This window comes from Pseudomonas moraviensis (genome assembly GCF_900105805.1).
GTDB classification, from domain to species: domain Bacteria; phylum Pseudomonadota; class Gammaproteobacteria; order Pseudomonadales; family Pseudomonadaceae; genus Aquipseudomonas; species Aquipseudomonas moraviensis_A.
This window is the reverse complement of sequence record NZ_LT629788.1, coordinates 777019-803435: the sequence shown is the minus strand read 5'-3', so window position 1 is coordinate 803435 and position 26417 is coordinate 777019. Positions and strand designations below refer to the sequence as shown.

Genomic DNA, 26417 nt, shown 5'->3' with positions numbered 1-26417 from the left:
TTTTGTGGGCGGGATTTGGCACACCGGTATCGAACACAGGTGCGCCCCCTGTGGGAGCGAGCCTGCTCGCGAAAGCGGCGTGTATGGCGATGGAGATGTTGGATGTGCCGGCGCCTTCGCGAGCAGGCTCGCTCCCACAGGGATTTGGGTTATGGCCGGGATGTGTGGCGTGATGCCGATTTACTGTGGGAGTGAGCCTGCTCACGAAAGCGGTAGGTCAGGCGCTGGAGATTGTGGATGTACCGGCGCCTTCGCGAGCAGGCTCGCTCCCACAGGGATTTGGGTTATGGCCGGGATGTGTGGCGCGATGCCGATTTACTGTGGGAGTGAGCCTGCTCACGAAAGCGGTACGTCAGGCGCTGGAGATTGTGGATGTGCCGGCGCCTTCGCGAGCAGGCTCGCTCCCACAGGGGTTTGGGTTATGGCCGGGATGTGTGGCGTGATGCCGATTTACTGTGGGAGTGAGCCTGCTCACGAAAGCGGTAGGTCAGGCGCTGGAGATTGTGGATGTGCCGGCGCCTTCGCGAGCAGGCTCGCTCCCACGGGGATTAGGATGATGGCCGGGATAGGTAATTGAATGACGATCAAAGGTAGGAGTGAGCCTGCTCGCGATGGCGGCAGGTCAGTCAACAACGATGTCGGCTGATCGGACGCTATCGCGAGCAGGCTCACTCCTACAAGGGTTTATTGTGGGGCTTGGGAGGTCGGCGCTTACTCGGTAATCTTCTCGAAGTTGCGATAGAACATGTCCCCTTCCCGGCTATCCGTCATCGAGTGCAGTTGATAGCTGCGGCTCAGTCGGGCGCCGCCATCTCGGGTCAGTGGCGCCCAGACCAGGTTGGCGCGGCGCATGGTCGACATGCTCATCATTTCGTCGAACGGGATCGACAGGTACAGGCCCTTGTCGAAACTACCTTCGCCGTATTCGGCGCTGCTGGCCGTGGTAATGGTCGCCCAGGCACCGACGCGCACGCCGTTGAAGAACTCGCGGGAGATGTCCACGGTCGTGCCCCAGTCCCCGGCCAGATAACGACCGACACTGACCGCGGCCAGCGTGTCGAAAGGCAGATCGGTATAGCCAGTGATATGCCCGGTCACCACGGAGTAATCGCGCAACGCGAAGCCTTGATCGAAATCGCGCTGGCGCACCCAGTTCAAATCCGCGCCCACCGACCAGCGCTCGCCTGTCGGACGGAACAGCACTTCGGCACCGACGCCGGCAAACATCGATTCCAGATAACCGCCATAAACCATGCCGTAGAGATCCTTGTCCAACTGCTCGGCATGGCTGAGCTGGAACAACGGCATGGTCGTGTTGGAGGTGGTCAGGTACTGGCGCAAATCCGTGCGCACGCGCGGTAATCCGCTCGGTGCGTCGTAGACGAATTTGTCGAAGTTGTTGACCAGATTGGCGCTGAGCAAACCGCTCCACCAGGTGTTGCGGTTGAAGCGATATTCCGCGTCCGCGTCGGCACTGAATTGATAGAGCAAACCGTCCGGGCCGCCAACGTTCTGCTTGAAGCCCAGACCGACCCCATAGCTGAAATGCTGCGGCGCTTCGGTGTAGAGGGTTTTCTCGTTGCGCGGCATCGCCGGGTTGATTTCGGTGGTGCGGTGCAGCGACTGCAACGGCTCCTCGTTGTTGATCACCTCGCGAAAGGTCTGGCGCGGCAGGCTGGTTTCTTCCAGCGGCAAGTCGTAGCGCTTGTTGACCACGGTGAACCAGTCGATGTCGTCGTTGACGCTGTTGTCGAGAATCCGGCTCGCGCGGCCGACAGCCTTGGACGAATGAAAATATCGCTGCTGCTCGCCATACACGATCAGCTCGGAATCGCGCTGGCTGATGCGCTCGACCTTGTACCCGGCATTCTGCTGCAGACGCCGCGACACATCGGCCCAGTTGACCTGCTCCATCGAGGTCGTCGGGGCCTTCGCCGGCAGCGGTTCGGGGGTCGGATCGTAGGTTTTGGCCGGCGCCTTGCGGCTGACGAAATTGGTGTGGAAGGTGACGCCGAACATCGCCGTATTGCCCCGCTCCCACGCGGCGCTCAGATCGATCGAATCGGTGACCTTGAACACCGCGCCGAGGTTGATCGGCGAGTCCTGTTTGATTTCGTTGTCCTTCGGCTCGTTCTTGTAATCGTTGCCTTCGAACTCCAGTTTCAGGCTGAGACGATCCCAAGGCGTCTGATAGCTTACGCCACCGAACAGCGACGGTTTGCCACGAAAGTACGAGCCGGAGTTGACGTCGCCGGTGCCTTCAAGGGCCGGGCGGGTATCGAAGCGATTGCTGACGTAGCCCAACGGGTTGTCGAAGTCGCCGCGATTACCGATGTAGCCCCAGGCGATGCCCGCACTGAAATCGAAATTGTCGAAACGCTTGTTGGCGACGAAGAATTCGCTGGAGAACAAACCGGTACCACCGATATCTCGAAAGCCCAGCGCCACTTCCGGCGCCCAGTGGCTTTCCTGCCACAGGCGCACTTTGGCGTCGACCGCCTTGTCCTTGTAGCTTTGACTGCCGCTGAGGGCCTCCGAGCCGTACGGCCGGTTGGTGATCGCGGTGTAGCGAAACGAACCTTCGAGCCAGTCCAGCGGCTGCAACGACACGCTGTAGCGGCTGTAAGGGTCGGTGCGATTGGCGTTGACGCTCAGCTCGCCGGCCGGGGCCATGCGCGCCGTCGGCGTCTGCAACAGGCCGGTGCCACCGAAGTCATTCTGGGTGATGCGCGGCTCGGCGTGGGCCAGACCGCAGGGCAATAACAACACAGCTGCAAAACGTAACTTCAACGAACCACCTCGGCCAGCTGCGTGGCAATGAATTCGGCCAACTGCTGATTCAGTTCAGGAAGAGGCGGATCCAGATCATCATTTTTTATCGGCACCAGAATCCTGCTGCCGGCCACCGGAAACTGTCCGGACTCGCGATTCCAGTGCGCGATACCGACACGCCGCGACACGCCGTTGGGCTGGATCAGCCACAGGTAATCGGCCTCGGCATCGTCGAGAATCGAGCAACCTTCCAGGTATTCGCGAGCCTCCTGCAACGGCTGATACGGCAGGTGGCACGGCTCGGCGACTGCGCCCAATACCTGCACTTCGTCGACCCGTTTCGGGTAGATCAGCCGATCGCCGTCATCCAGACGAATGTTGCGCGCGAAGCCGACTTCCACGGCCACCGGGTCGAGGTCAGCGATCTGCCGCCCGGTCACCGGCATCTGCCGCACTTCTTCGGCAATGCGCTGTGCCAGTGCTGCGCGGCCTGGCCGGTCGAACAACGTCGCCATGCGCTGCAGCACATCGAGGTCGAACAGCACGCCGACCTTGAGCCGTGTCTGTTCCTCGAGCAGCGACTGACGCAACAAGCCGCCCGCCAGCCAATAGCCTTCGGCATTGGGCACGGCTTCGCTGATCACATCGAGCAGGCGCCCGCCCGGCGGCAAAGCAATTGGTCCGGGATTGGCGACGTCGCCGGACACCGTGACAGCGGCCTGACTCGCCCCGGCGATCAGCAGAAAGCCCACCGCGATTAGGCTGAAGCGCTTCACGGCAGATGCCTGCGATCAGGAGTCAGCTGAACCAGCTTCACGCGCAATTGCGAGGTCAGTTGTTGCTCGCTCTGCAGAATGAAACCGTCGCGCGGGTCGACCCAGTAACGGTTGGTTGCGCTGAGGCCGATGGCCGGCGCGTCGATCTGTTCGTCCACGCGCAGCACCGAGTAAGCCTTGTCGAGAATCTCCAGGGTCTCGGTGGAGCGGCGCGAGAAGCGGCTGTTGACCACCACGCCGACTTCCTGGCCCTTGTACAGGTCGATCCAGCGCAGCGTGGTGTAACCATCCGCGACGTGGTGCAGGCCTTGCTTGAACGGCGAGTCATCGGCCAGCCGCGTGCCATCCAGATCGCCCTCCAGTCCCAGGCCAATGCTGCGCACGGCAAGGCCATCGCGCAGCAGCAATACCTGCTTGCCGGAGGCGACCCAGAACTGCAGGTCTTCACGCTCGCGCACCAGCGCCAGCACGCCGGAGCCGGAGGGCGTGGTCAGTTTCAGTTGCGGATAGTTGACCCCGGCAACTTCGGCCGCCGAAACGTCAACTTCATCGGGGCCGACGACGGCGGCCTTGAGGTTGTTCAGCGACGCGCTCATCAGCGGGTTACAGCCGCACAGCAACGACGCCGCCATCAGGCAGACGCCCACTTTCAATAGGTTCACAGTCGGGCGGCCTTATTTGCTGTTGTTGCTGTATTCGCTCCAGTTCTTCGCTGCCGAAGCCCCAGTGCCGACAATCGACGCCGACGGCACCAACTGGCTGATGAAACGGTTCCAGCGAGTGACGTTGGCCGGGCCGACGTAGACGACATCCTGCGGCCGCACCTGGAAGTGCGATGCCAGCGCCATGGCGGTCGGTGATTCGGCTTCGAGCTGATAGATCTTCGCTGGCTCGACGTCGAGATTTTCTACCCCGCGAATGACGTAGACCGCGTTGCCGTTGGAGCTGGTCTGGCTGAGGCCGCCGACCGAACCGAGCACGTCGGAAAGGTTCATGGTCGCAGTCTTGAAGCTCAGCGCGCGTGGCTGGTTGACCTCGCCCATGACGTAGATGCGCTTGTTGTCGTTGTACGGCAGGTACAGCTGATCGCCGCCCTTGAGGTAGACGTTCTGCAGTTCGGAATCCTGCTGATTGAGCGAGTCGAGATTGAGCGGATAGACCCGCCCGTTGCGCGTCAGCAACAGGCCCGACAAGTCGGCGTTGTTGGTGTCGATGCCGGCGGAACCGAGGGCCTCGACCACGCTCAGCGGGTTGGTCGAAATCGCCTGCGGGCCGGCCTTCGTTACGGCACCGGTGACCACGACTTTCTGGCTGGCGAAGCGCAACACCGCTACATCGACCTGGGGCTCGGCGATGAATGCCGACAAGCGTTGTTCGATGTCCGCGCGCAGTTGCTGGATGGTCCGGCCAGCGGCCTGGACTTCCTTGATGAACGGGTAATACAGCGTGCCGTCGGAGCGCACCAGGCGGCCGTTGGCATCGATCTGTTGTTGCGCGCCGGAGGGGGCGGTCAGCTCCGGGTGATCCCAGACGGTGATGTACAGAACATCATTGTTGCCGATGCGATATTCCGCCGGCGTTACCAGCAGCTCCGCCGGCAGCGACTCACGCTTTTGCGTGGCGCGGTTCATGGCGATCAGCTTCGGGGTGATCGGAATCAGCTCGACCCGACTGCTTTCGCTGGCGCCCTGGCGGGTGATATCGCTGGTGCTCAGGTACTGACCGGGGGAAAACATGCAACCTTGCAAAGCGAGACTTGCCAACATTAAAAGATAAACACTACGAGTCATAATGGCACTACGCTATTCAAGGGCGAATCCAAAAAACAAAGTCACCCGACTTGCGTCGGGCGACTCTGTACTGCACTAACAAATGTTCCTGTTAGTTATGCGTGCCGGTTGTACCGGTGGTACCTGTCGTACCGGTGGTACCGCCATTGGCACTGCCACCGCTGTTGGACGCCGCTACAGCACTGGCAACCATTGCAGTACTGGCGGCGGGCGCTTGCGAAGCCGCCACACTGCCACCTACATTGGTTACCGCTGTCAACGGCGCTTCAGCTGCGGCAGCCCAGTTGCTCAACATCGTCAACAGGGCAACTGCCATCACTTTTTTCATAACAACTCCTTTCTAACATTCGACCTGTTAAAAAACCGGTCTGTGTCAGAGCTGGTAGCGTTCGAGTCCGCAAAGAGCGCGAACACGATCCGTTGTTCTTTCACAGTCTTACCCAACTGATAAAAGTCGAACGGCAGGTTTATATCTACGGACTTGCAAAAGGCATTGCCAGTGTAATTTCCCGACGTTATCTAACAACCTGACTGAAACTAACATCGAACTAAAAGGCCATCATCGCGAATAACCGTTGGGGTGATTCGATTGCCAGCGCCAAGTGTCGGCGACCATGTCCTGCAAGTTGCGCGTGGCCTTCCAGCCGAGTTCTTTTGCGGCTTTCGAAGCGTCGGCGAAACTTTCGGCAATGTCACCAGCCCGACGCGGCATCATCCGGTACGGCACCGGCCGCCCGCAGGCCTGTTCGAAGGCATGCAGCACTTGCAGCACGCTGTAGCCATCGCCGGTGCCGAGGTTCCAGGTGTGGATGCCGGTGCGTTCACTGATCGACTGCAACGCCTTCAAGTGGCCGTCCGCCAGATCGACGACATGGATGTAATCGCGCACGCCGGTGCCATCGGCGGTCGGGTAATCGTTACCGAAGATCGACAGTTCGCGCAGACTGCCGACCGCGACCTGGCTGATATACGGCACCAGATTGTTCGGGATGCCGTTGGGGTCTTCGCCCATGTGCCCGCTGGCGTGGGCGCCGATAGGGTTGAAGTAGCGCAGCAGTGCGATGCTCCAGCGCGGCTCGGCGAGGCTCAGGTCGCGCAGCACGTTCTCGACGATCAGCTTGGACTGGCCGTAGGGATTGGTCGGATTGCCCGTTGGAAAATCCTCGCGAATCGGCATCTCCTCAGGCTCGCCGTACACCGTCGCCGAGGAACTGAACACCAGTCTGAACACCCCCGCCGCCGCCATCGCCTGACACAGGGTGATGCTGCCGCCGACGTTGGTTTCGTAGTATTCGAGCGGCTTGCGCACGCTCTCGCCCACGGCTTTCAGCCCGGCGAAATGCAGCACGGCGTCGATCTGATGTTCGCGGAAAATACGATCCAGCAATGGGCGATCGCAAACATCGCCGCGAATCATCCACGGGCTTTTGCCGCAAATGGCTTCAACGGCGTGGAGTGCCGCATCGCTGCTGTTACAAAGATTATCCAGAACGACAACTTCATAATCTGCTTCAAGCAATGCAAGTGTGGTATGCGAGCCGATATAGCCGGCGCCACCCGTTACCAGAATCTTCATAGCGCGATCCGTCATTGAATAAATACCCGGTAGCGTGTCAAGCCTTACCTGGTGGATATGCGGGGCAATTCACACAAACAAGGCGACAACAACCTCAAACAAATTTAGTTCAACCACTGGCAATAAATATTTTCGCCGGTCAAACTATCTGCGGATACTTATTAGCACTCCCCGTGCACTTATCACTATCAACGGATACCGACTAAAAATAACTTAAAACACAGTAGTCGACATCTCATAACATTAACGCCTTTTAACGGCGCAACTAATTGCCACCCACAGCCTGACTCGGGTATTAAAGTAAGCCTTCAATAATCATTGAAACTTGCCGCCACTCTCTGGTGCGCAACCGTCGCCTGTGTTCCATGACTGTCCAGGATACTTTTATGATTCGTAAATGTTTGTTCCCCGCTGCCGGCTATGGCACACGTTTCTTGCCGGCAACCAAAGCCATGCCGAAAGAGATGCTGCCGATCGTCAACAAGCCGTTGATCGAATACGCCGTTGAAGAAGCACGGGACGCCGGTCTGCAACACATGGCCATCGTCACCGGCCGGGGCAAACGCGCGCTGGAAGACCACTTCGACATCAGCTACGAACTCGAGCACCAGATTCGCGGCACGGAGAAAGAGAAATTCCTGGCCGGCACCCGTGAGCTGATCGACACCTGCACCTTCTCTTACACCCGTCAGGTGGAAATGAAAGGTCTGGGTCACGCGATTCTCAGCGGCCGTCCGTTGATCGGCGACGAGCCGTTTGCCGTGGTACTGGCCGACGACCTGTGCCTGAACCTCGAAGGCGACGGCGTGCTGTCGCAGATGATCCAGCTGTACAAGAAATTCCGCTGCTCGATCGTCGCCATCCAGGAAGTCCCGGCCGATCAGACTCACAAGTACGGGGTGATCGCCGGCGAGCTGATTTCCGACGGCATCTACCGGGTCAACAACATGGTGGAAAAACCGGCGCCGCAGGATGCGCCGTCGAACCTGGCGATCATTGGTCGCTACATCCTTACGCCGGATATCTTCGACCTGATCGCCGACACCGAACCGGGCAAGGGCGGCGAAATCCAGATCACCGACGCCTTGATGAAACAGGCGCAGAACGGCTGCGTGCTGGCGTACAAATTCAAAGGCCTGCGCTTCGATTGCGGCGACGCCGAGGGTTATCTGCAGGCGACCAACTTCTGCTACGACAACGTGTACCTCAAGGGCCGCTGAGACGGCTTTCCACTTCCCCACAGGCAGGCAACCATGAACATTGCACAACATTCGACAGAGATTGAACGTGAGGTGGGCAACCTCGGGGTGATGAGCTGGTTGTCGCGCCATCAACCGCTGCCCAGCGCCAACGAAACCTGGCTGGGCACGATTCTGCTGGTGGAGCGGATCGGCGTGTTTCCTGCGTCCGGCGATATTCGCCGGCCGATGCGCGATCCCTATCCGCTGCTGGCGTACCTGAAGGCGCTGTACGGTGGACAAGCGCTGGAGATGGACGACCGCGATGGCCTGAAAGTGATTTTCAGCGACTGGCGCTTTCGTGTGCGCATCTGCTGCAACGACCCGGCGATCATCATCAACGTCGAAACCCGTTGTGATGCACGGTTGATGCCGCAGAAGCTCGCGGAATTACTCGAACAAGTCGACAACTTCGCGTCGGCCTGAGGAACCCGTAGGAGCTGACGAGTGAAACGAGGCTGCGATCTTTTCGGACGCAATGAACACCAAGATCAAGAGATCGCAGCCTCGTTTCACTCGTCAGCTCCTACAACGGGGTTTTGTCGCAACGGTCGTTGGCGCCCATGATCCAGCCATAAAAATAATCGGCAATCACCTTCCCGCCCGTGGCCGGCAATGGATGAATCCTGTCCGGGCCGATCATCGCGCTGGCGTAGCGTTTGACGTCGGGGCCGAATGCGCATTGCAGGTTGGCGAATCCGAGATGCTGTTCACGCGCCCAAGGCTCGAGCACCTGCGCATAGGCCGACATCGGGTAAGCGCTGGAACGCGTGGTGTCCTGGCGCATGATCAGGTTGATGCTCGCCGCTGGCTGGATCTCGCGCAGCATGCTCACCAGGCCCTGAACGTTCTGCAGATACTGCGCAGGCTTGACGCCAAAACCCTGATCGTTGCCGCCGAGCATGATCAGGTAAACGTCGGCCGGAATCTTCGACACCACGGCTTTCCATTGCGTCTGCCACTGCGGATCGGCGTGATAGAAATCGGCCGATGCCGCACCTGACGCCGCCAGTTTCGACACCCGCACACCCTTCTGCTCGTTGCCCAGCCACAGGCCGAACAGCGTCGGCGCGCCTTTCACCACTTCCAGCTTGAATGACCAGTCTGCGGCTGATGGAGCACCGGGTAGCGCGACTTCCTGAACGCCCGAGCCTGCGAGCTGCAACGGTTGCCAGTCTTGCGTGGGCGACCAGCGATAGCGCAGTTCGTCGGATCCGCCGTTACCCAGATACAACAGTTTCGCCTGAGTCACCGCGGTATCGATGCGCGGCGAAGGGTTGGCATCCACCTGCAACCAGGCGCCAGGTTTGCCGCTGATCGTGCGACTGTCCGGGCTGGCCTGGCCCAGCTCGGAAACCTTCCAGTCGCCACCGAAGTATTTGTCGCTGCTGCGGGTGTATTTGAAATGCGTGCCGCCCAGCGCCGCGCCGTGATTGAACCCGACGTAACCGGGGCCGGCGAAACCCACCTCGGCAGCCACTCGTTGCACCAGTTTGTTCAGGTAAAAATCCTGCCCGGCGGTGTAGCTGTCGCCGATCACCGAAACGGACAACACCTTGCCGGCCTTGCCCTCGCGCCATTGCGCAAAACGTTCGCTGGCATCCTCTACCGTGATGGCCGAGGTGGCGACTGGTTGAGGGGCGTCTACTGGCATCATTCAATATTTCCTTTGTCCGGGATGGCCCTTTCGCGAGCAGGCTCGCTCCCACAAGGATGTGTGACTTGCACGGATCCACTGTAGGAGCTGACGAGTGCAACGAGGCTGCGATCTTTTGATCTTCGCAAGCCACGACAAAAGATCAAAAGATCGCAGCCTCGTTTCACTCGTCAGCTCCTACAGGGATGATTGCGTGTGTACCACGGGGGTGACGGGCACCAACGGTTTCTTCTTCGCCGCGCGCTCGCCAAGGAACAACACCGAGGTGAAGTTGAACCGACTGAACACCATCGCCAACAACACCGGCCCGAGCAAACCGCTGCTCAAACCACCGAGCACCAGCAAGCTTTCATCTTTCACGCCCATGCGTCCCAGCACAAACCGCGAGGTCGCCGCGAACAGCACATGAAACAGGAAAATCGCATAGGAATATCCGCCCAGCCAGGTCAGCGCTTTCGAGCGCATGTCACTGGACAGCAAGGCGATGCAAGACACACACCCCACCGTCAGACCGATCACACTGCGACGATCGACAATCAGCTCACGATCGATCGCCGCGACATACAGCAACGTGAGCGAAATCAGCACAAACAGCAGCGGCCCGAGCACCTTGAAGCGCTGCTTCAAAACATCGACATTTTCCTGGCCAATCATCCCCGCGACGAAAAACGGTAGCAGGTATATCGCACCGTTGATGCCGAACGCATCCAGCGGCAACGGCGGCAGCAGGAACAACACCGCCGCAAACGCAAACAATCCATACAACCGCGTCGCTGAACGCAGCAGGCCGCGCCATTCCAGCAAGCCGACGAAGATGAAAATGATGAACACCGCCTGCAGGAACCAGAAGTGGTTGATCGGCACCCAGAACGACAACAGCGCATCGATCACGCCGACGTCCTTGTTCACCCCCGGCCCCACCGCTTGCAGCACCGAAAACGGCACGCCGACGCACAGCAGTGGCACGATCAACCGACGCACCTTGCCGCTAAAGAACGCGGAAAAGTCATTGCCGCGAATCTTGTAGATCGCATAGATGTAGCCGGAGATAAAGGTGAACAGCGGCATGCGCACGTACACCATCGAGTCGGCGATGACCCGGAACGGCGAGCCGATGTCGATCTTCAAGCCGCCGCCCAACGGACCGATGACGTGATAGAGCACCAGCAGCAAGCACGCCAGGCCGCGCAGGGTTTCGATCTCCAGGGATTTTTTCTTGCTCGACATAGAGCACCTGCCTTAAGTGAGAATGCGTGATTCGACCTGCGCCGGTTTGTTCGCGCGCAGCATCAATCCCAGGCCGACGAACAATACCGGCACGACCATCGAGAAATGTCGGGCGAAGGAGCCGAAGTCCGGCTCGAACAAGCCTTGCACCAACAGGAATGCCAGCGGAATCGCGATCAGCTCCTTGGGTTTGGTCTGGATCGGCGCGCCCTTGTAGTCGGTCGACGTGATGACTTTGAACAGCAGCAGCGCGGTCATGATCATCAGCGCGACGAAGATCACCTGCCCCGGCCCGGACAGCAGAATCAGCTCCACAGGGAACGACAGGCGGAAGAAAATGATCATCGAGTCCAGCGCCTGGGAGACGAAGTCGCTGCCGCTGAGCCACGAGACGATCAGCGACTTCGAACCCTCCTCGCCTGCCGTGCGCAGTTCGTTGTTGCTCGCGCGAATCGACGACACGGGAAAGCCCAGCGCCAGCTGAATGGCCATGGCCACCGCCAGATAAAACAGGAACAGCATCAGAAAGAAGGTGAAGCGCGACACGTACTTTTTCATCACACAGACGCCGACCCACGACAGCGAAAACAGAATCCAGTACGGCCGGATCAGCACGCCATAAATCACCGCCGAGAGAAAAAACCCGCCGCGATACTTGCGCGTCAATGCGCTGAGCAGAATGCTCAACACCGCCACCGAGACGATGATTTCCTTGGTCAGGTTCTCGAGGAAAAACGAACGCACGATGCCCCACAGACACAGGGTGCCGAAGATGGTCAGCGGCATGCGCCGGAACACCACCACCGGAATTGCGGTGAGGAAGAAATTGCAGAACATGCCGTAGGCCCAGGCATTGGTCAGGTTGATCCCGGTGGGCCGCAGCAGGAACGCCGAACACTCGTAGGACGAACGATCCGGCGAGAACGGGTTCCAGAAATTGCAGTTGTCCGCGCGCGCATAGGACGACCACAAGGTCATCGCATCCGGCCCCGGGTCGCGTGGCACCAGCAGCGGCATCGCCACTGACAGGAACAGCCCGGTGAACAGAATCAGGAAGGAAATCGACGAATCGAATTTGCGCCCGCGAAATTCGATGCGCGGCAGTTTCAGGCCCATGACAGCGCAGCCTTTTTCGCGCCGGTGACACGGGTCAACACTGCAATCACAGCAAGCTGCACGACGATGGCAAAGACGTTGCCCCACGCCGCGCCATAGATTGAGTAATGCTTGATCAGCATGTAACTGACCGGCACCGAAATCAGCAGACAGAGGGCCGCGCTGGCCAGCGACACCCGACTGTTCTTCGAGGCAATCAAACCGCCCCAGACGATGTCGCCGATTGCACGCAAGGCGAAGGAAAAAATCAGCACCGCGAGGAGAGCGTTATCCGGACGCGGCACGCTGCTGGCGACGTAATCGAGCACCAGGTTGAAAAACACATAGATCGCCACGGCCACAACCGCGGAGACCACCAGCGAGCGCATGACCCATTTATTCACGAACAGTTGCCTGACCGTGAACGCCTGCTGATCCGCCTGAAAACGCTTGGCCAGCACCGGGATGCCGACCACCGCCACTACTGCATACGACAACGCCTGCAACGTGTTGGCCGCCGACCACGCGTAGACATATTTTCCGAGGCTGGCGTAGGGTTCCAGATCGATGATCAGAAAGCGTTCGGCGTACTGACTCAGGGCGATCAGACCGGTGCCGAGATAGAACGGCAACCCGGCCTTCCACACCGTCGCGGTGTCCAGCACCGCTGCCTCGCGACCCTTGTGCACGTTCACCACGATCAGGTATCCGGCGATGATCACCAGCACGTTGGCGGCGACCCACAGCCACAAGACGCTGGCGATGCCCGCGACCCAGCCGAGCATCATGCCGCCGACCGCCAACATGGCCCAAAGGCCGGTCTTGATGAAGAACAGCAAGGCACCGGCGGTGGCTTTCTGTGCGGAGAACACAAAGGAATTGATTTCGAACGACAGGTGCTCGGTGAGCAGCACCAGGGTCACGCAAAGGACCAACGTGGCGGTTGCTTCCACCGACTGAAACAGCGAATAGATCAGCACGGTCAGCACCGACAACAACAGCCCCACTGCCAGGTACAGCAGCAGGACTTTGTCGACCACCCGCCGCGAACTGCCGCCGACGCTGATCAAACGGTTGATTTCGGAACTGAAGCCGACGCTGTAGAACTTCGAAGCGATCAGCGACGCCGCGACCACCACGCCGTAAAAACCCAGTGCCTCGTAACCGAGGTAATGGGTGATGGCCAACACCAGCAAGAACTTCGCGCCCAACGCTCCGCCGCGAAGCAACAGCCGAAATATCATCGAACGACACCCTTGATGATCTCGTCCATGGCCACGGTTTTCGCCTCGATCTCGCGGCAGGTGTCGGTCAGACGCTTGCCGAAATCCGCCAGCGCATTCGGTGCGTAAACGGTGTTGATGATGGTATCGACGTTGATGTCGCCGCCATTGATCACCCAGTCCTCGACGCCCATGTCCTGATAGGCGCCAAAGCCTTTGCGCTCGTAGCTGATGTGGTACGCCGGCACGCCGGAGAGCAGCGATTCGATGGCGCCGTGCAGACGCACCGAGATCACCAGGTCCGGTTGATATTTGGCGATGGTTGCCTTCAGCGAGAGCAGGTCTTCGTTGATGCCCAGCTCGCGGTAGAACGCACCGTCATCGTTGCCACGCACCGCGCTTTGCACGGCGCAGACCACTTTGCTTTTGTTCTTCAGACGCTGCAGCAGCAGTTTCAGGTTGGCCACGTAGGCGACCTTCTTTTCTTTGCTCCACTCCGGCGGCTTGCGCAGCACCACGCACACTGTCGTCGGCGAGGCGGCGCAGCGGGTGAATTTCGGTTGCTGAAGAATCTTGCCTGCCAGCGATTGCACCGCTAGGTCCGGCGCGCGATAGACGTTTTCGCAAGCGTCGAAAATCGCCGAGGAGCGGTTGTCGCGCACGAACACCGCATCGGCGCTGGCGTAATGCTCAACAATCTTGTTGCTCTCGCCATGGAACGGGCCAATGCTCTGCGGCAGGTACACCGACGGCACCTTGCTGAGGATCGCCGTTTCCAGTTGCTTGGCGTGGCCGAGCTTCAGCTTGATGTGCTCGAACGCGCTCTTCGAACGCATGTAACCACCGCCGACACCGACGATCAGATCGGTCTTCTTCAGCAGCTCGGCGAGCCCGGCGTAGGACTGATTGAGAAACACCGCTTGCTTGACCCGGCCCAGGCCTTTGGCCGCCATCACCGGCGCATCGAAACGCGGGTGCGGCAGGTAGCTGAACGACTCGGGATCGGACGCCACGACATTGATCGCGGTGTCGTCACCGAAGTTACGCTGCACCAGAGCAATGGCCAGATCGACAAGCAGACCGTCACCGGAGTTGGACGCACTGTAGCCATGCAAAATCGTTACGTTCATAAGCTTGAGTTCTACTTAATAAGTGGGAGCGTGATACAGGTCGTAGGTCTGGCGGATCATCAATGCGGCGCTGAAGCGTTCGCGGACAATGCTCCGGCCTTCGTTGCCGAGGTCGAGCAGGCGCGGTTTCTGGATGATCGTCAACACGTCGGCCAGCGCCTGGTGGTCGCCGGACGGAAAGACGTAGCCGGACACTTCATTGGTGACCAGTTCCGGCAGCGAGGTGCAGTTGCTGGCAATCACCGGCAGCCCCATGGCCATGCCTTCCAGCGGCACCATGGCGAAGCCTTCCCAGCGACTGGGCACGATCAGCGCATCGGCCTTCTGATACAGCGCCTGCACTTCGCTCGGGGTCACCCAAGGCAGGTACTCGACCGAATCCATCGGCGGGCACTCCACCGAATCCTCGTTGACCGCACTGCCGACCACGGTGAGTTTCAGGTCGTTGCGATTGACCTTGGCGTAGGCCTTGAGCAGCACGTCGAAGCCTTTCTGATAGTCCAGGCGTCCGACAAACAGCAGATGAATCGGCTCGGCGCCAGCACGCTTCGGCGCCTCGTCCTTGTGGTGAATGCCGTTGTAGATCAGCTTCATGCGCTTGCGCTCGATGCCGAAGCGCGCAGCTTTGTCGAGTTCGTACTGGCTGACGCAGATGATCACGTCGGTGACTTTCTGCAGCACCCGTTCGATCCACGCGTAGATCTTCTGCTTGGTCGGCGAGCTTTCCATCAGAAACGAAAACGCGTGCGGGCAGTAGACGATTTTCGGCTTGCGCCACGGCCGCAACAGCACGCAGACACAACGGCCAATCACCCCGGAAAAAGTGCTGTGCAGGTGCACGATGTCGGGTTTTTCCTTGAGCAGCACCTGGCTCAGGCGCCAGGCGAAACGCAGCAGCGACGTCACGTTACGACCACTGCGCGGGAAGGTGCGCACCTGCTGCGGGGCGATGCCGTGCAGTTCTTTGGCCTGATCCTCCGGGACCAGATAGACCAGTTGATAATTCGCCGCGTCGTCTTCGGGCGATGCCGAAATCGTGCGGATCACCGTCGCCACGCCACCTTTGATCGTCTCTGCCACGTGCAGTATTTTTTTCACAGCTCACCCACTTCAAACAGGAAAGAACAATCGGCAACCATCAGGATTTGTCGGACGCGTATTCGTAGTTGTAATAGCCAGTGCCGCCGTAATAGCTCGCGGCACGCTTCTCGACGCCGTTGAACACCGCGCCTTTCAACTCGATGCCGTTCTGGGCGAAGCGGCGAATGGTCAGTTCGATTTCTTTGGCCGGGTTCACGCCGAAGCGGGTGACGATCAGGCTGATGCCGGCCTCACGACCGACGATGGCGGCATCGGTCACCGCCAGCAGTGGCGGCGTGTCGATGATCACCAGGTCATAGCGCTCGCTGAGTTGCGCCAGCAGCTCACGGAAGTTGGCGTGCATCAGCAACTCGGAAGGATTGGGCGGCACCTGTCCCCGGCTGATGAAATGCAGGTTGTCGATCTCGACAGTGTTGATCGCCTGCTCGAGGGTGCAGCGCTTGACCAGCAGGTCGGACAGACCGTTGCTGATCGGAGTGTTGAGGGTTTTGTGCAGGTGCCCTTTGCGCATGTCGGCGTCGATCAGCACCACGCGCTGGCCGCTCAGGGCCATGACCGCCGCGAGGTTGGACGAGACAAAAGTCTTGCCGACCTGCGGGCTCGGCCCGGAAATCATGATGCGGTTGTTGGTCGAGTCGAGCCCGGCAAAGTGCAGGCACGTGCGCAGGCTGCGGATCGATTCGATCGACAGATCGGTCGGATTGCGCAGCGCCAGCAAGTAGGCCGGTTTATCAACGCCATCGCGGGCGCGGCCCTTTTTACTGTCCTCTTCCTCCTGCAAGGCACTGTAGGGAATCGACGCATAAACCGGCAGGCCCAACTGCTCGATGCCCTCCGGGCCTTCGAGGCCTCGACTGAGGGATTTGCGCAGCAACACCAGGGCCACGCCGACGAACGCACCGAGCAACGTCGCGATCAGCACGATCAGCGGTTTCTTCGGTTTGATCGGGCTCGTCAGGTCGACGTCAGCGGTGTCGATCAAACGCACATTGCCAACGGCCCCGGCGCGGACGATGTCCAGTTCCTGGGATTTGTTCAGCAACTGCGTGTAGATCTGCGAGGCCACTTCAACGTCGCGGGTCAGGTTGAGCAATTCCTGCTGGGTGGCGGGCAGGTCCTGAACCTTGCCTTCGAGGGATTTCTGCTGTTGGGTCAGCTCGCCGATCTGCGTCATCAGGGCTCGATAAGCCGGGTGCTGTTTGGTGAACTTGCGATCAAGCTCGGCCTGCTGCATTTTCAGTTCGGAAATGCGCGTTTCCAGCGCCACCGACTGGCCCAGCACCGACTGGGTTTCCAGCGAGATATTCACGGTCTTGCCATGGGTCTGGTAGGCATTCAAGGCGTCGCTGGCCTTGGCCAGATCGCGTTTGACCTGCGGCAACTGACTCTGCAGGAACGCCAGGCTTTGCGCGGCCTCCGCCGAGGTGCGGCGCACGTTTTGCTCGACGTAGAGCGAGGCGATCTTGTTGAGAATCTTCACCGCTTCGCCAGCGTCGGAGCTGGCCAGCGCCAGACGAATGATCCCCGACTCCTTGCCTTGCTCGGAAATATCCAGTGCGTCCTGATAGCCCTGAATGGTCACGATCCGTGGATTGCGCACCACTTGAAAACGCGTACCGGGGTTGGCCGCCAGTTGCGCGATCTGCCCTTCTACACCGTCGTTGGCAAACGCTTCACCGGCCACACCTTCGGCGAGCAGATTGTCGTTCTCATCGAACAACTGGAAGCGCTGTTGCTCGCCGGCGATCAGGGTGAGTTTCTTGCCGAGCAGGTCTTTCGGCAATTCCAGCCGTGTGAACTCCAGACGCTCACCGCCCCAGGCATAACTGCTCAGACCGAAGCGCGGCGGCGCTACGCTGGTCTCGCTTTCGCCGCGATAGCGCCGCGAAAGAAAGCCGCCGATCAACGGAAACGTGTTGGGAGTGACGTCGATATCCAGGCGCAGGTCATCAACGGTTTTGCCGATTACCGCGCGGGATTTGATGATGCCGATTTCGGTCACCGATGGCGATTGCCCACCGAGCATGCTGTTGAGGTCGGAGAAACCGAGCATGTCGTTCTTTTTCGGTTCGACCTGCACCAGCGCGTTCGCCAGATACACCGGCGTCGCCAGCACCGCATAGGCGACGCCAGTGACCATGAAGGCACCGGTCAGCGCGCCGATCAGCCACTTCTGGTCGATCAGGCTGCCAAAGATGCCGAGCAGATCAATACTGTCTTGATCATTGTCGCGGGAGCCGATTACGGACGGTAACTGCATAAGTCTGTTCTTACCATTCACTGTTCTGAAGAATATTCATCAATGCCCGAGACGCTTTGCCCATGAACTAACAGCATCTTCAATCAATGCGTGGGCATGAATAAAAGCGGCCTTGCCTTGACGATACGGGTCATGTATTTCGCGCTCGCTCTGCCATTTGCCGAGCAGAAACACTTTGCCTCTGGCGTGCGAGGCAATCTTCAGCACTTGATTGACGTGGGCCTTTTCCATGACCAGGATCAAATCCGAGTCATTGACGATGTCCGAAGTCAGTTGCCGCGCCTTGAAAGCCTCGGCGCAGTGCCCGTGTTCTTCGAGAACCTGCCGCGCCGAGGCTTCGACGCCCTCGCCCACGCGGGCGGACAGGCCGGCGGAGGACACCGTGATGGCGGACGGGCCCAGCGCGTTGCGCAGCAGCAGTTCAGCCGTCGGACTTCGGCATATATTGCCCACGCAGACAACGAGGATCTTTTTGAACAAGTCTTGCTTTCCTGTGTAATATCAAACAGCCAACATGCCGTGAAAGTTAATGAACCCCCACGACTTTCCTGCACTCAGAAATAGCTTCGCCCTGTTAGTACAGGAACATTAAGTACCACAGCGTTTTAAGCCGCCCCAACCACAATTAGCGGACTAAAAATAACTGTGATTTTCAGTTGCTGTTTTCCTGACAAAAAATAACATTCACGCACTTAGTGCCATCATCGTTATCGGAAATTGAGTAACGGGATAAATATTCGTAGTTGTCATTCTCTTCAGGAGAGCAGACATGAAATCAGCACAGCGCAATAAACTCGCCGCCCTCGTCCTGATGGCAATCGGTGCCACCAGTCAGGTTCATGCCAGTGAGCTGTTCCCCAACCTTCCAGCGAAAACCATCGGCGTTCAGGTGAAGATCCAGAGCTTTACCGCTGCCGATGCCGCGCAGATCAAAGCGGCAGGTTTCAGCTTTGTGCGCTTCGGCGTGTGGAGCGACAGCCTCACCGCCAAGGCTTATCAGAAACAGGTCAGCGACGCCTTCGCCGCCGCTGCTTCCGCCGGACTGCCGGTGCTGCTGACCGTGCGCGCAATCAAGGCATTGCCCGCGACTTCGCCCGCTGAACTGAACGCAGCCGGTGCTACGTTTGCCAACGCCGTGACCGGGCTGGAAAAATCCTGGAGTTCGCAATTGGTCGCGATCGAAATCTGGAACGAGCCGGATCTGGAAACCTACTGGCCAACCCGCAATTTCGACACCACGTTCGTGCCGTTCATGGCAGGTATGTGCAAGGCCTTCGAAGGCCAGACGCAGACGACACCGCGCGTCGGTTTCGGCTTCGCCCGGCCGCCAAGCGCCGGTTCTGCCTCAACGGTGGCGCTGAAAAGCATCGTCAGCGATTACCCCAAATGCCTCAACGCGGTGTCCTATCACCCTTACGGCATGACCGCTACGCAGATCAGCAACGCGCAGACGTTTATCCAGCAGAACTTCAATCTGCCGGGGGTCATCAGTGAGTGGGGAGTTTCGGCCCTCGCCTCCAACGGCGGGCCTGAGGGGCAGGCGACCAGGATCAACGCGTTTATCGCTGACGTTAAACGTCTGAATATCCCGCTGACATCTATCTATGAATGGCGCAACAGTGATTCAGGCAGCAATGATCGCGAGAAGAACTTCGGCTTTCTCACTTCCGACGGTCAGCCAAAACCGGCACGGTTGTCCGTGGAAGGTTTGTTGAACGCTGAGTAGGGCTTGGGCAACCGGTCTGTTCACAGGTCGGTTGCTTTGAACCTGTGGGCTGTTTTGGCATCGTATTCATCGACCCCGCGCCCCGCCTTTCAAACAATCGTTTTCAGGTTGTTGCCGCAGGGGCCATCGATCCACGAATGCACCCTTGAGTGCCCGTCAGCGCTCGGGTAATGTCTTCAGACCCATAGGATAGAGCACGCCCATGACTTCCAAGCTGGAACAACTCAAACAGTTCACCACCGTGGTTGCCGACACCGGCGACTTCGAAGCGATCGCCCGGGTCAAACCGGTCGACGCCACCACCAACCCTTCCCTGCTGCTCAAGGCCTCGGCGATTCACGGTTACGCCGAACTGCTGAACGATTGCGTCCGCGACTGCAAGGGCGATGTCGGCCTGGCCAGCGACCGTTTCGGCGTCGCAGTGGGCAAGGAAATCCTCAACGTGGTTCCTGGCCGCATTTCCACTGAAGTGGATGCGCGCCTGTCCTTCGACCAGGACGCGATCCTCAAGCGTGCACACCGCCTGATCGAGCTGTACGACAAGGCTGGCGTCGGCCGCGACCGCGTGCTGATCAAGATCGCCTCGACCTGGGAAGGTATCCGCGCCGCCGAGATCCTCGAGAAAGAAGGCATCCAGACCAACCTGACCCTGCTGTTCTCCTTCGCCCAGGCCGCCGCCTGCGCCGACGCCGGTGTCTTCCTGATTTCGCCGTTCGTGGGCCGCATCTACGACTGGTACAAGAAGGCCAACGGTAACGACTACACCGGTGCCGATGATCCGGGCGTGCAGTCGGTGACGCGCATCTACAACTACTACAAGGCCAATGATTACAAGACCGTGGTCATGGGCGCGAGCTTCCGCAACATCAACCAGATCGAGCAACTGGCCGGCTGCGATCGCCTGACCATCAGCCCGGAACTGCTGGAAAAACTCGCCGCCGACACCGGCAAGCTGGAACGCAAACTGGCACCGGGCAACGCCGGGGAAGCGCGTCTGAGCCTCAACGAAGCGCAATTCCGCTGGTTGTCCAACGAAGACGCGATGGCCACCGAGAAACTGGCTGAAGGCATCCGTCAGTTCGCACGCGACCAGGAGAAGCTGGAAGCGTTGCTGCAGGCCAAGCTGTGATTTGAGTTTAGAGAATGCAAAAAGGGCGAACCTGAGAGGGTTCGCCCTTTTTTGTGTACACGCAATTCGCTGTCAGCCAGTCACCTGTGGCGAGGGAGCTTGCTCCCTCGCCACAGGCCATCAGTGTCTTTCGAGGGCATTCACCAGATCATGAAACGCCTCACGATTGGAATCGTTCAGGCCCATGAGAATCTTGTGCGCTTCCAGCACTTTGATGCGCACCACCTCTTCCGACTGATCCTGATCCGGCAGGTCGTCCAGGCACTCCGGGCACGGCACCGGGTGGTTGACGATGTTGAACACCTGCTCGAAGCCCATCGACTGCAATAGCCGGGTGATGTCTTCGTGGGTGGTGACAACCGTCGGCAACAGACCGACCTTCTGCCGCGACAGGATCGACAGTTTGGCCAGCAGGCCGAGGGTGGTGCTGTCGATGCTGCGGGTTTCGGTCAAATCGATCACGATCGCGTTGAAGTTCAGCGCGGTGAAGATTTTCTCAATAGTCGCATCCAACGCCGAACACAGGGTCAGGCGAACTTCACCGACGAACTTCAGGACGAAGGTGCCGTCCTGCTCGGCGAACTGGATTCTACCGGTACTCATTGAAGATTCCTGCTCAACACCAACAGGGCGATATCATCCGGCATCTCCCCTAGCGTGGCCAAACCAAACACTTGCCGCAGACCATCCAGGCTGCCGCCCGCTGACTTCACCCGTTCGGGCAAAGCAGCCTCTTTTTCTTTGAGCGTTGCTTCCGGCAAAAGGTCCAGAATGCCATCAGACATCAGCGTCAGGCTGAACGTCGGCGGCAGCTCAAGCACGTGGTCTTCGTAGGTGGCTTCATTGAACAGCCCCACCGGCAGACCACGACCTTCGAGATAACGAACACTGTCAGGCGTGTACAACACAGGCAACGGCAGATGGCCGCCGATGCTATAGGTCAACAAACCGGTCTCCTCGTCGATGACTCCACCGACCATTGTGACGTGTTTACCCAGCTTACAACTGATCAGCCCCCGGTTGATATGACCGAGCACTTCCGAAGGCTTGAACTCCGGCAAGGTACCGCTGCGTTTCGATTCGAAGAGCAGACGCGTGGTCATGAACTTCAACAGCACAGTGACGAAGGCTGATGACGCGCCATGCCCGGAAACATCCGCCAGGTAGAACGCGACCCGACGCTCGTCGACGCGGAAATAGTCGACAAAATCACCCGACAGGTACAACGACGGGATGATCAGGTGGGCAAAGTTGAATTCGTCGATGCTCCACGGGCTGTCCGGCAGCATGTTCATCTGCACCTGGCGACCGGCGTTCTGGTCTTCCTGGAGCAGGTTCAGGCTGGCTTCGAGCTCGCGGTTGGCCTTTTCCAGCTTCTCGCGGTAACGCTGGTTTTCCAGTAGCAGCCGCGCACGATCCAGGGCCCGGCGCACAGAGTGCTCGAGCACAGCCAGATCTTCGAGAGGCTTGATCAGGTAATCTGCCGCGCCGAGGCGCAGGGCCTCGACCGCGTCGTTCATCACCCCGGCACCCGAGACCACGATCACCGGCGTTTGCGGCGAGCGCTCGGTGACCTGACGAATCAGTTCGAGACCGCCCATCTGCGGCATGCGCAGATCGCAGATCACCAGATCGGGCTCGTCTTGCTCGAATACCTGAAGACCCTGTTGACCGTTGCCGGCCTGCAGGACGCTGAAACCACTGTCTTCCAGATAGGCCGCGAGGCTCGCGCGCACTACCTCGTCATCATCGATTATCAGCAGCGTGGCACTGGTTTTTGGCATGTGGGCAAACGGCGCCAGAATTAGGTTGGCGTAGTGAGCGGGGCAACGGCCCCGCGCAGACTACTGGATTCGCTTTCTAGCCTCTCTGCTGCAGCGCTTTCAAGCATTCGCCTGGCGCGCGGTTTTAAACAGAGGTGCCCTTCTAAGGCGCAGACGGTACTCCCATCCGCAGAGCGTTTCAAGCATGCGCCGATTGTCGCTTGACGACTTTGTTTGTCAAATCACCGGGAGTTATAAGAACCGCTCCAACCGTAACCCGATGGAAGGTAGCGGCAGTCGATGGCGATGCTCTGGCGCAGACAAAAAAGGCGACCCGAGGGTCGCCTTTTTGGCATCGGTCGAAATCAGAAATCGTCTTCGACTTGTCCGTCCTTCACCTTGAACTCGCGGTTCTGCAGGTAAGCGTTGCGGATGAAGGTGTACTTGTCGCCGCTGATCAGCTTCTCACTCGACAGCAGGCTGGCGCGGGTGTCGACGATGTTGAGGCCGAAGATCGAGTTACGCGTGGGCACGTGATCGATGTAGCGGTACATCCCGGTGTAGCTGTCGACGTATTTCGACGGTGCGTCACGCAGGGTGCTCGGGCCCATCAGCGGCAGCATCACGTACGGGCCGCTGCCCACGCCCCAGTAACCGAGGGTCTGACCGAAGTCTTCGTCGCTGCGGTTCAGGCCCATCTGGGTGCCGACGTCGAAGAAGCCGAGCAGACCGAAGGTGGTGTTGAAAATCAGTCGGGCGGTATCAACGCCCGCTGCAGCCGGTTTGGCCTGGAGAATATTGTTTGCCAGGTTGGTGACGTCACCGACGTTGCGGAACATGTTGTGGATGCCGTCTTCAACGAACTGCGGGGTGACGAACTCATAACCCTGCGCCAATGGCTTCAGCGCGTAGGTGTCAACGAAGTCGTTGAACCGGAATATCGGCCGGTTGACGCTTTCCCAAGGGTCTTCTTCCGTGGCCGCCTGAGTGGCGAACGGCGCCAGCAACAGGCTGGCACATACACTTAGCTGAGCGAGCGAAGGGCTCCAGCGCATAGAAAAACTCCTTGGATTTGATACTGGCGCGGACCTCGGGGCCCAGGCATTAAGGCCGCTAGTATAAGCGTAAACGGCGATTTGGGCAGTCTGGCAGGCAAGGATATGCAGGAAGTTTCCTACGTCGTCTTTCACAGGGCTGTCATGCAACTGTCACCCGCGCGCCATAGCCTTGAGCGTTATTTCAGGGACGTTGCCATGACTCACGCCGAAACCTTGCCCGTCGCCGCGCCCAGTCTGACTGCCGTACTGTTCGGCCTGAGCGGTTGCCTGGTGGATTTCGGTTCCCGCGCCGCGCAACAGCTCACCGCCGGGCCGGAACACGCCGAAGCCACCCCGGGCGCGCTCGATAGCCTAAGAAGCTTGCAGCGTCAGCGGATTCCCTGTGCCTGGCTCGACGAATTGCCCCCCGCCCTCGTTCATTCACTGGCCGCTTCGCTGCCAACCTGGATCAAGCCGACGCAACATTCAGCAACAATGAATCCATGGCCGGCACCCAATGCGTGTTGGCAAGCATTGATGGATATGAACATCGACCGCCTCGATGGCTGCGTGCTGGTCAGCGGTGAGCCGCGTCTGTTGCAGGCCGGCCTGAATGCCGGACTGTGGACAATTGGCCTGGCGTCCTGCGGCTCGTTGTGCGGCCTGAGCCCGAGCGAATGGCAAGCTCTCTCGCAAACAGACCGTGAGCAGCTGCGCGGCAAAGCAACCGTGCAGTTGTTCAGCCTTGGCGTGCACTCAGTGATCGATCATCTCGGCGAACTGGATGCCTGTCTTGCCGACATCAGCTCGCGCCGCGCCAAAGGCGAAAAGCCCTGACCAACGTCATGCAGGTTCACCGAGAGTGGATTAATCTAAAGGTCAGCCATAGACCTTTGGCGCGCGGCTGCGGTCAATGCCAGTGCCTATTGATAAAAGGAAACCACCATGCCCGCCCAAGAACTGCAAAAACAGCTCGATACCCTGCGCGAGCAGCTGGAACAGAATCCACCGCTGTCGGAAGTCGAGCGTGAAGATCTGCGTGCGTTGATGGCGCAGATCGAATCGGAAATCCAGCTGGAAACTGCCACCCAGGACGCGAGCATTGCCGATGGTGTGAACCTGGCAGTGGATCGCTTCGAGCTTGAACATCCAGCTATCGCCGGCACCCTGCGCAACATCGTCAACGCGCTGGGCAGCATGGGCATCTGACGCCCCGCCGCACAAAAAAGCCCTGCCAGCGATGGCAGGGCTTTTTCATTTCCACAATTTGAGACGCAATCCTGTAGGAGTGAGCCTGCTCGCGATAGCGGTGGACCAGTCGACATCAACGTTGAATGTCATTCAGCTATCGCGAGCAGGCTCACTCCTACAGTTACTGACGCACCAGACGATGGTTCGGCAGTTGCACCTCTTCAGTGCTGCGATACGGGTTGATATCCAACCCGCCGCGTCGAACATATCGCGCAAATACAGTGAGCTTCTGCGGCTTCAGCAACCGCTGCAGATCAAGAAAAATCCGCTCCACACACTGTTCATGGAAATCCGAGTGCTGGCGGAAGCTGACGATGTATTCCAGCAGGCTGGCGTGATCCAGCGCCGCGCCGCGATATTCCACCACCACGCTGCCCCAGTCCGGCTGGCTGGTCACCGGGCAGTTGGATTTGAGCAGATGGCTGTGCACGCTCTCTTCAACGATTCGCGAATCGTCGCAACGCAGCAATTCCGGGCGCGGATGTTCGTAGTTGCTGACACTGATATCCAGATCATCGATGCACACGCCCGGCAGTGCCACGACGCCTTCAGCCTCAACGTCCTTCAAACTGCGAACCCGCACGCCCACCGGTTTGCCGGCGGCGGCGGACAGATCCTTGACCAGCGTCGCCTCCAGCGTGGCGACGTCGGCGAACGGCGTCTGGTTCAGCGAGTTGAGGTACAGCTTGAAAGACTTCGATTCGATGATGTTCGGCGAGTCCGCCGGGATGCTGAATTCAGCGATCGCCACCACCGGTTTGCCCGACGGCAGCAGCCACGACAGCTCGAAGCAGTTCCAGAAATCTACGCCTTTATACGGCAGGGTTTCGGCGCTCAGGCCCAGCTCTGCCCATTTCGCGGTGCGCGGAATCGGGAACAGCAGGGACGGCGTGTAGGTGGCGATGTATTCGCTGGATTTGCCCAGCGGCGAATGTTCGGCTGCGGGATGCATGGCGGAAACCTGACTGAAGAATCAGCGGATTCTACCAGCCTTTGCCCGCGCCTTTGAGTGCTTACTGACTGACTGTCAGTTTGCCGACCATGCCTGCCTGGTAGTGCCCCGGAATATTGCAGGCGAATTCAAGCGCCGTGGCCTTGCTGAAGGTCCAGGTCAACTCCGCGGATTTATCCGGTTCGACCAATACACTGTTGGGGTCGTCGTGTTTCATTCCGTGCCCCATCGCCGCGTGATCCATGCCCGCCATGTCGTGGGACATTTCTTTTATCCCTGTCGGCGTGAGCATGCCGCTCTGCTGCATCTGTAACATTTCCTGCTGGTGACTGGCATGCATCGCCGCGTCACCCAAGTTGAATTCGTGCAGCAACTGGCCTTTATTCACCAGCACAAAGCGAACCGTCTCACCCGCCTTGACCTGTATGGTTTTCGGATCGAAGTTCATGTCGCCCATGACGATTTCGATACTGCGCGTGGCCTGGCTGACCGCTGCCGGCTGGCCGAAAGCGTAGGTGTGCGCCGGTGTCGCCCAGGCTGGCGAAGTCAATGCCAGCAGACAAGCCGCTACTGTAAGAGGTGTGCGAAAAAACATGGTCACGCTCCAGCAAGAGAAGGTTCAGCCTGTGGGAAACTCTAACCACCCTGGGCTGGCACCGACCTGACAGACAGATTACAACTTTGTCAGCTTGGCGCTTATCGCCGGATCTCACG

25 protein-coding genes are annotated in these 26417 nt (G+C 59.2%); 6 read left to right on the top strand and 19 right to left on the bottom strand.

Annotated elements, in window-relative coordinates:
• Window positions 1-711: 711 nt before the first annotated feature.
• The 6 genes from BLU71_RS03815 to galE form a co-directional block, all read right to left on the bottom strand.
• Entirely contained in the window at window positions 712-2790 is a 2079-nt protein-coding gene (locus BLU71_RS03815) for a YjbH domain-containing protein (protein ID WP_042609070.1), read from the bottom strand.
• Entirely contained in the window at window positions 2787-3548 is a 762-nt protein-coding gene (locus BLU71_RS03810; RefSeq protein ID WP_083352325.1) for a capsule biosynthesis GfcC family protein, read from the bottom strand. The genes BLU71_RS03815 and BLU71_RS03810 overlap by 4 nt, the downstream gene beginning before the upstream one ends.
• Complete coding sequence (locus BLU71_RS03805; RefSeq protein ID WP_083352324.1) at window positions 3545-4210, bottom strand: YjbF family lipoprotein; 666 nt, start codon at window positions 4208-4210, stop codon at window positions 3545-3547. Before BLU71_RS03805 ends, BLU71_RS03810 begins: the two co-directional genes overlap by 4 nt.
• A 12-nt stretch (window positions 4211-4222) precedes the next feature.
• Complete coding sequence (locus BLU71_RS03800; RefSeq protein WP_042609067.1) at window positions 4223-5284, bottom strand: polysaccharide biosynthesis/export family protein; 1062 nt, start codon at window positions 5282-5284, stop codon at window positions 4223-4225.
• Window positions 5285-5429: 145 nt separating this feature from the next.
• A complete protein-coding gene (locus tag BLU71_RS03795; RefSeq protein WP_016775457.1) occupies window positions 5430-5666 on the bottom strand; it encodes a hypothetical protein in 237 nt (78 codons plus the stop codon).
• A 231-nt stretch (window positions 5667-5897) separates the two neighbouring features.
• Window positions 5898-6914, bottom strand: coding sequence for a UDP-glucose 4-epimerase GalE (gene galE, locus BLU71_RS03790; protein ID WP_065615898.1), 1017 nt, complete (start codon window positions 6912-6914; stop codon window positions 5898-5900).
• 386 nt (window positions 6915-7300) lie between these two features.
• On the opposite strand from galE, the gene galU reads away from it, so the two are divergent.
• Together galU and BLU71_RS03780 are read left to right on the top strand one after the other, a co-directional pair.
• Window positions 7301-8134: a UTP--glucose-1-phosphate uridylyltransferase GalU gene (gene galU, locus BLU71_RS03785; protein ID WP_042609065.1), complete on the top strand. Its 834-nt coding sequence runs from the start codon at window positions 7301-7303 to the stop codon at window positions 8132-8134.
• Window positions 8135-8167: 33 nt separating this feature from the next.
• Window positions 8168-8578 carry a mannose-1-phosphate guanylyltransferase gene (locus BLU71_RS03780; RefSeq protein ID WP_083352323.1) on the top strand — a complete coding sequence of 137 codons (411 nt, stop codon included), beginning with the start codon at window positions 8168-8170 and terminating at the stop codon, window positions 8576-8578.
• Window positions 8579-8678: 100 nt separating this feature from the next.
• Here the strand turns inward: BLU71_RS03780 and BLU71_RS03775 are convergent, their stop codons facing one another.
• The 8 genes from BLU71_RS03775 to BLU71_RS03740 all read right to left on the bottom strand — a co-directional run bounded on the left by BLU71_RS03775 (window position 8679) and on the right by BLU71_RS03740 (window position 18325).
• Entirely contained in the window at window positions 8679-9809 is a 1131-nt protein-coding gene (locus BLU71_RS03775) for an SGNH/GDSL hydrolase family protein (RefSeq protein WP_083352322.1), read from the bottom strand.
• A 177-nt stretch (window positions 9810-9986) separates the two neighbouring features.
• Window positions 9987-11036: an acyltransferase family protein gene (locus BLU71_RS03770; RefSeq protein WP_083352321.1), complete on the bottom strand. Its 1050-nt coding sequence runs from the start codon at window positions 11034-11036 to the stop codon at window positions 9987-9989.
• Window positions 11037-11048: 12 nt separating this feature from the next.
• Entirely contained in the window at window positions 11049-12152 is a 1104-nt protein-coding gene (locus BLU71_RS03765) for a hypothetical protein (RefSeq protein WP_024013616.1), read from the bottom strand.
• Window positions 12143-13375 carry a phosphoribosylaminoimidazole carboxylase gene (locus BLU71_RS03760; RefSeq protein ID WP_083352320.1) on the bottom strand — a complete coding sequence of 411 codons (1233 nt, stop codon included), beginning with the start codon at window positions 13373-13375 and terminating at the stop codon, window positions 12143-12145. Before BLU71_RS03760 ends, BLU71_RS03765 begins: the two co-directional genes overlap by 10 nt.
• Window positions 13372-14484: a polysaccharide pyruvyl transferase family protein gene (locus BLU71_RS03755; protein ID WP_083352319.1), complete on the bottom strand. Its 1113-nt coding sequence runs from the start codon at window positions 14482-14484 to the stop codon at window positions 13372-13374. Before BLU71_RS03755 ends, BLU71_RS03760 begins: the two co-directional genes overlap by 4 nt.
• A gap of 15 nt (window positions 14485-14499) precedes the next feature.
• Window positions 14500-15582 carry a glycosyltransferase gene (locus BLU71_RS03750; RefSeq protein ID WP_065615892.1) on the bottom strand — a complete coding sequence of 361 codons (1083 nt, stop codon included), beginning with the start codon at window positions 15580-15582 and terminating at the stop codon, window positions 14500-14502.
• A 40-nt stretch (window positions 15583-15622) separates the two neighbouring features.
• Window positions 15623-17845 carry a polysaccharide biosynthesis tyrosine autokinase gene (locus BLU71_RS03745; RefSeq protein ID WP_064361420.1) on the bottom strand — a complete coding sequence of 741 codons (2223 nt, stop codon included), beginning with the start codon at window positions 17843-17845 and terminating at the stop codon, window positions 15623-15625.
• Window positions 17846-17884: 39 nt separating this feature from the next.
• The gene (locus BLU71_RS03740) at window positions 17885-18325 is read right to left on the bottom strand and encodes a low molecular weight protein-tyrosine-phosphatase (RefSeq protein WP_016775466.1); all 441 of its coding nucleotides are present in this window, start codon (window positions 18323-18325) and stop codon (window positions 17885-17887) included.
• 289 nt (window positions 18326-18614) lie between these two features.
• On the opposite strand from BLU71_RS03740, the gene BLU71_RS03735 reads away from it, so the two are divergent.
• Window positions 18615-19571, top strand: a complete 957-nt coding sequence (locus BLU71_RS03735; RefSeq protein ID WP_083352318.1) for a cellulase family glycosylhydrolase — start codon at window positions 18615-18617, stop codon at window positions 19569-19571.
• 202 nt (window positions 19572-19773) lie between these two features.
• Window positions 19774-20700, top strand: coding sequence for a transaldolase (gene tal / locus BLU71_RS03730; RefSeq protein WP_041477315.1), 927 nt, complete (start codon window positions 19774-19776; stop codon window positions 20698-20700).
• 120 nt (window positions 20701-20820) lie between these two features.
• On the opposite strand, the gene rssC is transcribed toward tal, so the two are convergent.
• The 3 genes from rssC to BLU71_RS03715 form a co-directional block, all read right to left on the bottom strand.
• Window positions 20821-21303: an anti-sigma factor antagonist RssC gene (gene rssC, locus BLU71_RS03725; RefSeq protein WP_003226553.1), complete on the bottom strand. Its 483-nt coding sequence runs from the start codon at window positions 21301-21303 to the stop codon at window positions 20821-20823.
• Window positions 21300-22484, bottom strand: a complete 1185-nt coding sequence (gene rssB / locus BLU71_RS03720; protein WP_083352317.1) for a two-component system response regulator RssB — start codon at window positions 22482-22484, stop codon at window positions 21300-21302. Before rssB ends, rssC begins: the two co-directional genes overlap by 4 nt.
• A 344-nt stretch (window positions 22485-22828) precedes the next feature.
• Window positions 22829-23518: a VacJ family lipoprotein gene (locus BLU71_RS03715; protein WP_042609055.1), complete on the bottom strand. Its 690-nt coding sequence runs from the start codon at window positions 23516-23518 to the stop codon at window positions 22829-22831.
• Between the two features lie 198 nt (window positions 23519-23716).
• On the opposite strand from BLU71_RS03715, the gene BLU71_RS03710 reads away from it, so the two are divergent.
• Window positions 23717-24337 (top strand): phosphatase, encoded by a 621-nt coding sequence (locus tag BLU71_RS03710; protein WP_083352316.1) that lies wholly within the window; start codon window positions 23717-23719, stop codon window positions 24335-24337.
• Window positions 24338-24445: 108 nt separating this feature from the next.
• Window positions 24446-24709, top strand: coding sequence for a DUF4404 family protein (locus tag BLU71_RS03705; protein WP_042609053.1), 264 nt, complete (start codon window positions 24446-24448; stop codon window positions 24707-24709).
• 163 nt (window positions 24710-24872) lie between these two features.
• On the opposite strand, the gene queF is transcribed toward BLU71_RS03705, so the two are convergent.
• Together queF and BLU71_RS03695 are read right to left on the bottom strand one after the other, a co-directional pair.
• On the bottom strand, window positions 24873-25703 hold the full coding sequence (queF, locus tag BLU71_RS03700) for an NADPH-dependent 7-cyano-7-deazaguanine reductase QueF (RefSeq protein ID WP_083352315.1): 831 nt from the start codon (window positions 25701-25703) through the stop codon (window positions 24873-24875).
• A gap of 61 nt (window positions 25704-25764) precedes the next feature.
• Window positions 25765-26298, bottom strand: coding sequence for a cupredoxin domain-containing protein (locus BLU71_RS03695; RefSeq protein WP_083352314.1), 534 nt, complete (start codon window positions 26296-26298; stop codon window positions 25765-25767).
• Between the last annotated feature and the right edge of the window lie 119 nt (window positions 26299-26417).